Source organism: Marinobacter suaedae, assembly GCF_030519635.1.
Classification (GTDB): domain Bacteria; phylum Pseudomonadota; class Gammaproteobacteria; order Pseudomonadales; family Oleiphilaceae; genus Marinobacter; species Marinobacter suaedae.
The window spans coordinates 161290-173272 of record NZ_JAUMIS010000002.1 but is presented as its reverse complement, the minus strand read 5'-3'; the positions used below and the strand labels follow the sequence as shown (position 1 = coordinate 173272).

Here is an 11983-nt window from a genome sequence, read left to right as displayed (position 1 = left end):
ATCCATAACAGTTCAGTAGCGCAAGGTAACGGCCGAGCTACAAAGCGTACTCCTATTGTTTCCCGGGAAACAAATTGTAGCAATGTGATCTCGGTCACACGCGAGAGCCAACGTCATTCATCGTCGCAAACCGATTCATCGAACTCGGGCAATCGAGCCCTGAGAGAGCCCCGGGGCGCCGTTCGCACATAGACCCTATAGGGAACAGGCGATGCGCGGAGATAGTCAATGCCTTGCTCTTCTTCACCATCTGGCAGGCTCACTACGACCGGCAAGCATGAAACGAGAAGATCCATTTCATTCTTCAACTGGGGGATGACGATATCGCCATTACCGGGCTCAATTACCATACACCGCACCCCATGACCAGCCACCGGCTCACCTGTGGGCGCATAGGCATCGAGGCCGGGCTCTCCACAAGCTCGGATACCAGCACCACAGGCGCCCACATCCGGATCTCTATCATCCCTTAACCGCCAGACACGATCGCTGCACTGAGTATCAAGCTTGATAGGCGTTGCCCTGTCATCGACAAACCACCAGTCCGGATAGTCGGCTGTTTGCCAGGACAGGCGGATTTGACGGTTCTCACCCGCTGAAACCTCAGCAGGGAACATAGCGTAGTGGGAGTAGTAGGAAGCACACCCCTGCAATACCAAGGGCACCATTAACAACACACCGCGATTCATCATGTCATCCATCACTAAACGTCAAGCCGTACCCATCGTTGGTCCGACGAACTATCTCCATAGACACGACCGGCACAGGTATTGGCAACCCCTGCACCTGGACAGTCACGCTGTACCGGATCCAGGATTCGACGTCCTGCTCTTCAACGACGATAAACACTCCACCATCAGAGATAGCCCGGGTCGTGGAAGCGAACTCATCAAACTCCAGATGCACGACCTTCACTCTTGCATTCATTCCGGCACGAATGTGCTGCCTTAGCTCTTGGCACGACCCAGAAAAGCCCTCTCTTTTCCTGATAGTTATAAAAACGTCCGAAGCATACAACCATTTCAACCAAAAATTGCGAACGAACGCTTGACTTAACAATGAACCTAAATGAGAATTGTTGGCGTTTCCAATTAACCACTCATACGACGGCTAGACAACGTCATGAAGTCAAGGAACCCGTTATGAAAAAGACCCTAGCGGCAACTGCCCTCGCGGCCTTCACAGCCCTTCCAATGGCCGCCTCTGCGGATGGCGAAGTCAACATCTACTCTTACCGCCAGGCTTATCTACTGGAACCACTGCTCGAAGCTTTTAATAAAGAAACCGGTATCGAAGCCAATGTCGTATTCGCCAAGAAGGGGCTGGCAGAGCGCCTCGAGCGCGAAGGCAGGAACAGCCCGGCAGACGTGGTTATGACGGTGGACATTTCACGGATCAACGAACTGGTCGAGCGGGATCTGGTTCAGGGTGTCGAAAGCGAAATCCTCAACCAGAACATTCCGGAGAACCTGAGACATCCGGAAGGCAAGTGGTATGCCCTCACCACCCGCGGTCGCCTGATCTTTGCGTCGAAGGACCGTGTTGAAGAAGGCGAGATTACCACCTACGAGCAGCTGGCCGATGACAAGTGGAAAGGCCGGATCTGTACTCGCAGTGGGAAGCATCCCTACAACATTGCCCTGTTCTCCTCAATGATTGCCCACCACGGTGAGGCTGAGACTGAAAAATGGCTCCAGGGCGTAAAGGAAAATCTGGCGCGCAAACCCCAGGGTGGCGACCGGGACCAAATCAAGGCGATTGCCGAAGGTGTTTGCGACCTATCCATCGGTAACAGCTACTACTATGGCAACATGCTGCAGGACGAAAACCAACGAGAGATTGCCGAGCAGGTTCGACTGGTGTTCCCCAACGCAGAGGGCCGCGGCACCCATGTAAACATCAGCGGTATTTCACTGACCAGGAGCGCTCCTAACAGGGAGAACGCCATCAAGCTGATGGAATTCCTCTCTTCCGAGAAGGCTCAGCAGGTATATGCAGAAGCAAATACCGAATACCCCGCCAACCCTGACGTCGCGCCATCCGGCATCGTCACCGAGTGGGGTTCCATCAACCCAGACGATCTGTCCCTGCAGGAGATTGCCAACCACAGGGAAGCAGCTGTGAAGATGGTTGACCGGGTTGATTACGACGGAGAGTAATCACCGTTACCCCTGCCGGGCGACCTACGGGCGGCCCGGCAGCTCAGTCATTGCAGCCCTGCAACGACCTGTCTACAATCCCCTCTCCGCTCATCCAGACCAACCAGGATCACTATGACAGAGGCCGTTTCCAGCACAGACACTGGGCTACACCAGCCCCTGCTGGCCAAACGCACCTCCCGTCGATGGCTATTCTCCGCTCTGCTAACCACCGCCATTTTGGCGCTGCCAGTATTATCGGTTATTTTCCTGGCCTTCTTCCCCGAAGAAAATATATGGCCTCACCTGCTGGAAACCACGCTACCGCGCTACCTGATCACCACTATTGAGTTGATGCTTGGTGTCGGGGTCCTAACCCTCGTTATCGGACTAGCGACGGCCTGGACAGTAACCATGTGCGAATTCCCGGGGCGAAAGTTCTTTGAATGGGCGCTACTTCTTCCATTTGCCGTCCCCGCCTATGTGATTGCCTACGTCTACACCAGCCTGCTTGATTACGCTGGCCCTGTACAAACCACCCTGCGGGACTGGTATGGCTGGAATAATGCCAGCGACTATTGGTTCCCAGAGATTCGGAGTCTCGAAGGCGCCATATTGATGATCGGGTTGGTGCTGTATCCCTATGTATACCTGCTGGCCAGAGCGGCATTCCTGGAGCAGTCGCCCTCTTTATTTGCCGTCAGCCGCAGCCTCGGACACTCAGCCGTCAGTACTTTTTTCAAGGTCGTGCTCCCCATCGCACGACCGGCGGTCGCCGTTGGTTTATCACTGGTACTGATGGAAACCCTGAACGACTTTGGCACCGTCGACTTCTTCGCCGTACAAACCCTCACCGCAGGATTGTTCGACACCTGGATGAACCTGGGTAATCTGGGTGGTGCCGCGCAGATTGCCACCACCATGCTCGCCTTCGTCGTCATACTGGTGACTCTGGAGCGCTACTCGCGCCGGCGCCAGCAGCAATTTGCCGCACGCGATAACCGCGACCCCATCCAACGATTCACCTTGTCTGCCCCGAGGCAATGGATTTGCGTTCTGGTATGCCTTGTACCAGTCCTCTTTGGCTTCCTGATTCCCGGAGGCACACTCGCGTTTTATGCCTGGGACTACTTCGAGGAGAGCTGGAATCCGGACTTCATACAGAACACCCTTAACAGCCTCTTCCTGTCTGGAACTGCGGCCATCACCACCCTGTTAATTGGCATCACACTGGCGTACAGCCGACGCCTTCACAATACCCGAAGCATGAAAATCCTGATGCGGCTTTCCAGTCTTGGCTACGCGATGCCCGGCGCCGTGCTCGCGGTCGGCGTTATTGTTCCACTGGCAGGGTTCGATAACTGGCTCGATAGCTGGTTCCGGGAAGCGTTCGGGATCAGCACCGGTTTATTACTGAGCGGGTCGGCCTTTGCCGTTGTATTTGCCTACACCGTAAGGTTCTTAGCAGTATCGGCCGGAAGTGTGGAAAGCGCCTTGCAGAAGATCACCCCAAGCATGGATATGGCATCCCGCTCCCTGGGCCATTCACCCGGAAAGACCCTGATAAGGGTCCACCTTCCAATGTTGCGAGGAACACTGCTAACAGCTGCGCTCGTGGTGTTTGTGGACTGCATGAAGGAGTTGCCTGCCACGCTGATCCTCAGACCATTCAATTTTGAGACTCTAGCAACCTACGTTTACCAGTTTGCCTCTGACGAGCGCCTCTACCATAGCGCGCTGCCGGCGCTGATCATTGTCCTGGCAGGCATCATTCCGATTATTCTGATGAGCCGGTCCATTTCCAATACCCGCTCCATCGGGTAGCACAGGTTTTCACTCCGCAGCTAGCCGAACAACTTAGAGCGGGCGTCCTGCACGACCAGCCTGGCCTCAAGTACGGCAACGGCATCGCTGGCTGGCCGCCTGTGAGGGTGGCCGCAATGCACTTCGGCAACGAGATCCAGGCGACCCTTCCCATAGCGCGCAAGGCTTTTCCGGAAACGATCTGACACCTCACCCCCTGGCAGACGACAGATAACGTAGAAGTCTGTATCTACCGGCAACAGGTAGTCGATACTCCCCTTCTGTATAACGACAACACCATCGAGCCCCAAATCCGACAATACCAGTTCCGTCAGCCCCCACGCGCCGGTCACAGCGACCGAATAAACGCTCCCTCCGAAACCTGTTCCCTGATGGTTTCGATTTGGCAACAGCGGTGCGGAAACAATAAGGGTTTGTCCGTCCCAGAACTCCAAACGAACGCCGAGGGTCCGGGAAATTGGAATCTGATCGTTTATCCGTCGTTGAAGAAGATCCAGCTGACTCATACAACCTCCCTGAACAAGCATTCAGCTTATGTCGCCTCCCGCAAACGACCAATGAGACTTATGTCGCCCTCCACAAAAAAGGCCCGGCAATGCCGGGCCTTTTTATCTTCCAATATCGATTATCTCATCACTGCCAGATAACCGGCTGACGTTTGGCGTACCAGGTGTCCACCTTCTCCTGATAGGCATCTTCCACCACGTTGCGCTTGAGCTTCATGGTCGGCGTCAGGAAGCTATTCTCCACGGACCACTCATCACTCACAACCGTGATAAACGCCAGCTGCTCGTGAGGATCAACGCTCTTGTTTACTTCTTGGATCAGGTTCTTGAAGCTGGCTTCCAGATCCTTTCGGAAGCTCTCATCAGCGGCCCTCGGACGGATCTCCTCACCCAGAACCACCAGCGCATGAGGTTGAGTCTGGTTGGCACCCGATACACACACCATCTCAATCGCATCGTGAGACATCAGGCGGTTTTCAATCGGGGCCGGCGCAATGTACTTGCCCTTGCTGGTTTTGAAGATTTCCTTAATGCGGCCTGTCAGCTTCAGACGCCCCAGTTCATCCAGCTCACCTTTGTCACCGGTTTTCAGATACCCATCGTCGGTAAAGGCTTCCCGGGTTTTCTCTTCATCCTTGTAGTAGCCCATCATGGTGGCCGGGCTCTTGACCAGAACCTCACCGTCTTCGCTGATTTTCACATCAACGCCGGGCAAAGCCTCGCCAACGTAACCGGTCCGTGAGCGCCCCGGACGGTTCATGTGGGAATAGGCAAAGTTCTCAGACATACCGTAGCCTTCAAGCAACTCCAGCCCCAGCGCTCGATACCAGTCCAGAACATCGTTGGACAAAGGCGCAGAACCACTGCCGGCCAGCTTGACCTTATTCAGGCCAAGACCCTTGAGAATCTTCTTCTTGATCAGCCTGCTCACGACCGGCATGCGCATCAGACGCTCAAGCTTCTGCTTGGGAACCTTCTGCAGGACACCGTGCTGGAATTTCACCCACAGGCGCGGCACAGAGAGGAACAGCGTTGGGCGGGCGCGCTGGAGATCCTGAACAAAGGTATCGAGAGATTCGGCAAAATAAAGCTCGAAGCCCGCATAGAGGGAGCCCAGTTCAACGAAGGTCCGCTCGAACACGTGGGCCAGGGGCAGGTAGGAAAGCATGCGCTCTTTTGGCCCCAGGCTGAGAACCTGAGTCCCGCCGGCAGCGGCGAAGGCCATATTACGGAAACTCAGCATCACCCCCTTGGGTCGACCAGTACTGCCTGAGGTGTAAACGATCGTGGCCAGCTCATCCGGATCTCGCTGAGTTTTGCCCTCAAGCGGAGGGTAGGACGCAACGATATCATCCCAGCTCAGGAAATCATTGGGCGGACTGAGAGGATAGGAAATACAACGGACAGACTCCGGAACGCCCGGCTTCATCATGTCCCAGTCGTCCAACTTGCCGACAAACAGAACGTCACACTCGGCGTGGTCCAGAATATAGTTGACCGTATCGGCGTTCAGCGTGGGGTAAAGCGGCACAGAAATATGGCCCGCCATCCAGATCGCCCAATCCGTCATGATCCACTGGGCACAATTCTTCGAGATCAGACCAATCCTGCTTTTTTCCGGCAGATTGAGAGACTTCAGATACGTTGCAACCCGGCGGGCTTCATCAACCGCACGACCCCAAGTGTACTCTACGACCTTTCCATCGCCGATTGGCTGAGTCATGTAGAGGGAATCGCCAAGTGTGGCCTCCCTTTGGTAGACCAAATCCAGTGGGAGTCTGTTAGTGGTGTCCATGAATCTTCCTTGTATTCGTCCGCTAAAAATAAGTTCTGTAAGGGTTTGTTATAAGACGTTCGTAGGGTATTTGATCACAGCCTGAAAGCGCAAAATGTGATGAAGCCAGAAACTATTCAATTAAACCACCCCATTACAAAGCCGCTACCAATCCCTGCCCCCAAGCCTCAGAGGCTGTGGTAAACTTGCGCCCCGTCGTCGTTCTGAAGTTTTGTAAACCCAACCAACCAGACAAGAATTCGGAGACAGGCACATGGCCAAAAAAAACCTGCGCACCCTGATCGGTGCCTCACTGCTTGCAGCTGCAAGCCTGGTGCAAGCTCAGGAAGCTCGTACCGTTGCCATCACCCAGATCGTTGAACACCCTGCCCTGGACGCTGTTTATCAAGGCGTAAAGGATGAACTGGCGGAGCGTGGCTATAAGGAAGGCGAGAATCTGACCGTGATGCACGAGAGCGCACAGGGTAATTCAGCCATCGCAGCCCAGATCGCCCGAAAATTCGTTGGTGAAAGCCCCGACGTCATTGTGGCCATTGCCACCCCGTCCGCTCAGACGGTCGCAGCAGCAGCGCGTAACATCCCGGTGGTGTTTTCTGCAGTGACCGACCCGGTAGCGGCCAAACTTGTAGCCAGCCTGGAAGCTCCCGGCGCTAACATTACCGGCGTGTCCGATATGCTACCCATCGAAAAACACATCGACCTGCTGAAGCGCGCCGTACCAGATGCCACTCGAATTGGCACCGTCTACAACCCGGGCGAGGCAAATGCCGTTTCCCTGGTAAACCTGTTGGAAGAACGCCTCAAAGCCCGCGGACTGACGCTGGAGAAGGCCGCCGCCACCAAAACCTCCGAAGTGCTTGGGGCGACCCGCTCCCTGGTTGGTAAGGTTGATGCCATTTACCTGACCACTGACAACACCGTGATCAGTGCGGTGGAAGCTGTCATCTCCGTGGGTGAGCGCACCGACCTGCCGGTATTCGCTGCGGACACGGCAACCGTCGATCGTGGTGCGGTCGCGGCCCTTGGCTTCAACTACTACAATCATGGGCGCCAGACCGGTGCCATGGTCGCGCGCGTGCTTGAAGGTGGCGACACCGCCAGCATGCCCGTTGAAACCATGGAAACCCTCGACCTGTTCGTAAACCTGGATGCCGCTAAAGGCATGGGCATGACCTTGCCGGAAGATCTGGTCAAGGAAGCCCAGAAAGTTATCCAGAACGACGAGTAAAATCCGAACAAAAACGGGCGGAGTCCCATTACTGGGGCCCGCCCGTTTTTTTATTTACAGATAGTGATACAGACCCATGCTCAGTGAAATCGCACTCTACGGCGCCATTGAAACGGGCCTCATATACGGCCTGGTAGCGTTCGGCATCTACATCTCCTTCCGCGTGCTCGACTTCCCGGACCTGACCGTGGACGGAAGCTTCCCGTTGGGCGCAGCGGTTGCCGCCATGCTCATTATCAACGGCTGGAACCCCTGGCTGGCAACGGGCGCCGCCGTCCTGGCCGGCATGGCTGCGGGAGCCGTTACAGCCTTGCTGAACGTAAAACTGAAGATTCTGAACCTGTTGGCCTCCATCCTTACCATGATTGCGCTTTATTCCATCAACCTGCGCATCATGGGCCGCCCCAATGTGGCGTTGCTGAGTGAGGAAACGGTACTGACGCCATGGTACGACCTGGATCTAGCATTCCATCAGGTGCCGGTGCTTCTGTTCACTATCGTTGTGGTGATCTGCCTGGTCCTGATGTGGCGCTTCATGAAATCCGAAACCGGCCTCGCAATGCGCGCCACCGGCGCTAATGCACGCATGGCCCGGGCCCAGGGCATTGCAACCGGCGCAATGATCGTACTGGGGATTGCGATTTCCAATGGCCTCGTCGGCCTGGCCGGCGCGCTGTTCGCCCAGAGCCAGGGCGCTGCTGACGTCACCATGGGCGTGGGCGTTATCATCATTGGTCTCGCATCCCTGATTGGCGGTGAAGCGGTAATCACCCCCTCCTCCGTGCTTCGCGCCCTGTTCGCCTGTGTCATTGGCGCCATCGTTTACCGACTGGCCATTGCCTTCGCTTTGAACGCAGACGTTCTCGGCCTGCAGGCGCAGGATCTCAACCTGATCACTGCCATTCTGGTTACCCTGGCGATCGTTCTGCCGGGCGTTCGCAGCTCCGTAGCCAGCAAATTCACCCGCAATAAGGCCTGAGGAGGCATCATGATTAGTGCAAGCGATCTCCGACTGACCTTTGGTAAAGGCACCCCACTGGAAAACCCAGCGCTGCGGGGCATGAGCCTGACCGTCAACCAGGGTGAATTCGTAACGGTTATTGGCAGCAATGGCGCTGGCAAGTCGACGTTCCTGAACGCGCTGTCCGGCGAGGTAATGGTGGACAGTGGTGAAATCATCGTCGATAACGTGGATGTCACCCGACTGCCAACCCATAAGCGCGCGGGCATGGTGGCGCGAGTGTTTCAGGATCCCCTGGCGGGAACCTGTGAAGCACTCAGTATTGAGGAGAATCTCTCCCTCGCCATCAAGCGCGGCCAGCGGCGGGGCCTGACGGCTGCGGTAAAGAAGCAGTACATGGAGCAATTCCGGGACAGCCTGTCCTCGCTCAAGCTTGGCCTGGAAAGCCGGCTCGGTGACAAAATGGGCCTGTTGTCCGGCGGTCAACGTCAGGCCGTGAGCCTGCTGATGGCCAGCCTGACTCCATCGAGCATCCTTCTACTGGATGAGCATACTGCCGCACTGGATCCGAAAACGGCCACCTTCGTTCTGGAGCTGACCACCAAAATCATCGATGAGCAGAAACTGACCGCTTTGATGGTGACCCACAGCATGAAGCAGGCGCTGGAAGTGGGCACGCGTACCGTGATGCTTCACCAGGGACAGGTTGTTTTCGACATTCAAGGCAAAGAACGTGAAGGACTGGAAGTGAAAGACCTACTCGGTCTGTTCGAAAAACAGCGCGGCCTCGAAGTGGATGATGACAGCCTGCTTCTTGGCTGACCAGAGCCTGAAGAGCGCTAAGGCGGGAGATTCTCCCGCCTTTTTTATAGATGTGGCGGGTACCCCCCGTGGTACAGCTCAATGTAACGATAATCCCGCCCTTTGTTGGATATTTTTTAACCACAACATGTAGTGGTTTTTACGATCAGGCCGGGAAGCCAGATGCCATCTGGTGTTTCAGACTTGCAAGCTCTCTTCGATTTATTTTTTTTGTTTCCAGCCGGAGTTCAATAGGTCTGATCTTCTTCACAGACCACTATATCCTGTTATACTTTCTCTCATCATGACCCATATATAGGGCCAGCAGCATTTCCGGACACAATCCTCAAACTCGCTGCAGAGACGGCACAGAGCCGACCGGCCCACACGATCCGGACCAGGATCAGCGCCCGAGACGAGCCTTCCAAACCCAATATGTTGTGGTTTCGATTGCTGCCGGGCAACGAAAGATCGAACTTACTTGAAGTTAAAAGGGGCGCAGTACGGTCCAAGGTCGTACTGCCAATAAGAAACGCGTTACAGACTGGCATTATCAAAGGGGTGGCAATGAACGCTAAGGCACAAGCTGTGGTTACGACAATTCCGATGCAGGAAGCTTCGCTGGACATCTGGGGCAGCAAATACCAACTGAAAACCAAAACCGGCGAACCGGTCGACAAGGACATCAACGCAACCTACGAGCGTGTTGCCAAGGCTCTGGCCGAGGTCGAAAAGAAAGCGGACCGCACCAAGCACATGAAGGACTTCATCTGGGCCCTTCAGAACGGTGCCATCCCGGCTGGCCGCATTACCTCCAACGCAGGCGCGGAAGCCCACAAGCCGGCGACCTCCACCATTAACTGCACCGTTTCGGGTTCTATCAACGACTCCATGAACGACATTCTGGAGAAGAACCACGAAGCCGGCCTGACTCTGAAAGCCGGCTGCGGCATTGGTTACGAGTTCTCTACCCTGCGCCCGAAAGGCGCGTACGTCGCGGGTGCTGGCGCCACCACCTCTGGCCCGCTGTCCTTCATGGATATCTTTGACCGCATGTGTTTCACGGTGTCTTCTGCCGGTGGTCGCCGCGGCGCGCAAATGGCAACCTTTGACGTTCACCACCCGGACGTGATCGATTTCATCCAGGCCAAGCGTGAAGATGGTCGCCTGCGCCAGTTCAACCTGTCGCTGCTGATCACCGAAGACTTCATCGAAGCCGTTCGTAACGGGGACGACTGGCACCTGTCTTTCCCGGTGACCCAGAAGGAAGTGGACGACGAGCAGCTGGACCTGACGGACACCACCCAGTTCGTTTACCGTGACTTCCCGGTGCTAGATGGCTACGTCACAAACGACGAGGGCAAGGTAGCATGCCGTATCTACCGCACCCTGAAAGCCCAGTTCATCTGGGACACCATCATGACCTCTACCTATGACTACGCCGAGCCAGGCTTCATCCTGATCGACAAGGTCAACCAGATGAACAACAACTGGTTCTGCGAGGACATCCGCGCCACCAACCCCTGCGGCGAGCAGCCCCTGCCTCCTTATGGCAGCTGCCTGCTGGGCTCCGTGAACCTGACCAAGTTCGTGGACTACCCGTTCACCGACAAGGCCAGCTTCAACTACGAGAAGTACCGCAAGGTGGTGGGCATCTTCACCCGCATGCTGGACAACGTGGTAGAGATCAACGGCCTGCCGCTGGAAGAGCAGCGCCACGAGATCACCCACAAGCGTCGTCACGGCATGGGCATTCTTGGCCTGGGCTCCACGCTGGCAATGCTGCGTATGCCTTACGGCTCCAAAGAGTCCGTGCAGTTCACTGAAGAAGTAGTTCGTGAAATGGCGGTAGAGGGCTGGCGCCAGTCCCTGACTCTGGCCGAAGAAAAAGGCGTTGCGCCGATCATGGACGAAGAGTTCGAAATCACGCCGAAGATGCTGCGCAAAGCTCCGGAACTGGCCAAAGACGGCTACAAGCTGGGCGACAAGGTGAAAGGCCGCGTGCTGCACGCCAAGTACAGCAAGTACATGCAACAGATCGCGAGCGTTGAGCCGAAGCTGATTGAAGAACTGGCGGAAAAAGGTGGTCGATTCACTCACCACACGTCTATCGCGCCGACCGGCACCATCAGCCTGTCACTGGCCAACAACGCCAGCAACGGTATCGAACCGAGCTTCTCGCACCACTATGCGCGGAATATCATCCGTGAAGGTCGGAAGACCAAAGAGAAGGTAGACGTATTCTCCTTCGAACTGCTGGCCTATCGTCAACTGGTAAACCCGGGCGCCATGCCCTTCTCTGACGACGCCGACAAGAAACTGCCCGAGTACTTCACCACCTCCGACGACGTGACACCTCAGCAGCACGTGGACATCCAGGCGGCGGCTCAGAAGTGGGTAGATTCCTCGATTTCCAAGACGGCCAATGTTCCGACAGACTTCGCCTATCAGGATTTCAAGGACATTTACCTGTACGCCTACGACAAGGGCCTGAAGGGCTGCACCACCTTCCGCTTCAACCCGGAAGCGTTCCAGGGCGTACTGGTGAAAGAGAAAGACCTCGAGAACACGATGTACGAGTTCACCCTTGATGACGGCAGCAAAGTCACCCTGAAGGGCAACGAGCAGGTAGAATATGACGGTGAGATGCACACCGCTGCTAACCTGTTTGACGCACTGAAAGAAGGCACTTACGGCAAGTACTGATCTGGGAACCCGACATAGGAACAC

The 11983-nt window shown here is 55.8% G+C and carries 10 protein-coding genes; 6 read left to right on the top strand and 4 right to left on the bottom strand.

Annotated elements, in window-relative coordinates; all coding sequences use genetic code 11:
• Positions 1-113: 113 nt before the first annotated feature.
• A complete protein-coding gene (locus QVZ43_RS09610) occupies positions 114-692 on the bottom strand; it encodes a hypothetical protein (protein ID WP_302909764.1) in 579 nt (192 codons plus the stop codon).
• A gap of 1 nt (position 693) precedes the next feature.
• Positions 694-927, bottom strand: a complete 234-nt coding sequence (locus QVZ43_RS09605; RefSeq protein WP_302909763.1) for a PilZ domain-containing protein — start codon at positions 925-927, stop codon at positions 694-696.
• Positions 928-1142: 215 nt separating this feature from the next.
• On the opposite strand from QVZ43_RS09605, the gene QVZ43_RS09600 reads away from it, so the two are divergent.
• Together QVZ43_RS09600 and QVZ43_RS09595 are read left to right on the top strand one after the other, a co-directional pair.
• Entirely contained in the window at positions 1143-2159 is a 1017-nt protein-coding gene (locus QVZ43_RS09600) for a Fe(3+) ABC transporter substrate-binding protein (RefSeq protein WP_302909762.1), read from the top strand.
• 114 nt (positions 2160-2273) lie between these two features.
• Complete coding sequence (locus QVZ43_RS09595) at positions 2274-3962, top strand: ABC transporter permease (protein WP_302909761.1); 1689 nt, start codon at positions 2274-2276, stop codon at positions 3960-3962.
• A gap of 20 nt (positions 3963-3982) precedes the next feature.
• Here the strand turns inward: QVZ43_RS09595 and QVZ43_RS09590 are convergent, their stop codons facing one another.
• Both QVZ43_RS09590 and QVZ43_RS09585 read right to left on the bottom strand, forming a co-directional pair.
• Entirely contained in the window at positions 3983-4468 is a 486-nt protein-coding gene (locus QVZ43_RS09590) for a YiiD C-terminal domain-containing protein (protein WP_223795511.1), read from the bottom strand.
• Positions 4469-4595: 127 nt separating this feature from the next.
• A complete protein-coding gene (locus QVZ43_RS09585; protein ID WP_302909760.1) occupies positions 4596-6263 on the bottom strand; it encodes an AMP-binding protein in 1668 nt (555 codons plus the stop codon).
• Between the two features lie 253 nt (positions 6264-6516).
• On the opposite strand from QVZ43_RS09585, the gene QVZ43_RS09580 reads away from it, so the two are divergent.
• The 4 genes from QVZ43_RS09580 to QVZ43_RS09565 all read left to right on the top strand — a co-directional run bounded on the left by QVZ43_RS09580 (position 6517) and on the right by QVZ43_RS09565 (position 11959).
• Positions 6517-7491, top strand: a complete 975-nt coding sequence (locus tag QVZ43_RS09580) for an ABC transporter substrate-binding protein (RefSeq protein ID WP_223795509.1) — start codon at positions 6517-6519, stop codon at positions 7489-7491.
• A gap of 76 nt (positions 7492-7567) precedes the next feature.
• Positions 7568-8470, top strand: a complete 903-nt coding sequence (locus QVZ43_RS09575) for an ABC transporter permease (protein ID WP_302909759.1) — start codon at positions 7568-7570, stop codon at positions 8468-8470.
• Between the two features lie 9 nt (positions 8471-8479).
• Positions 8480-9274 (top strand): ABC transporter ATP-binding protein, encoded by a 795-nt coding sequence (locus tag QVZ43_RS09570; RefSeq protein ID WP_302909758.1) that lies wholly within the window; start codon positions 8480-8482, stop codon positions 9272-9274.
• Between the two features lie 546 nt (positions 9275-9820).
• Positions 9821-11959, top strand: a complete 2139-nt coding sequence (locus QVZ43_RS09565; protein ID WP_302909757.1) for an adenosylcobalamin-dependent ribonucleoside-diphosphate reductase — start codon at positions 9821-9823, stop codon at positions 11957-11959.
• Positions 11960-11983 lie beyond the last annotated feature (24 nt).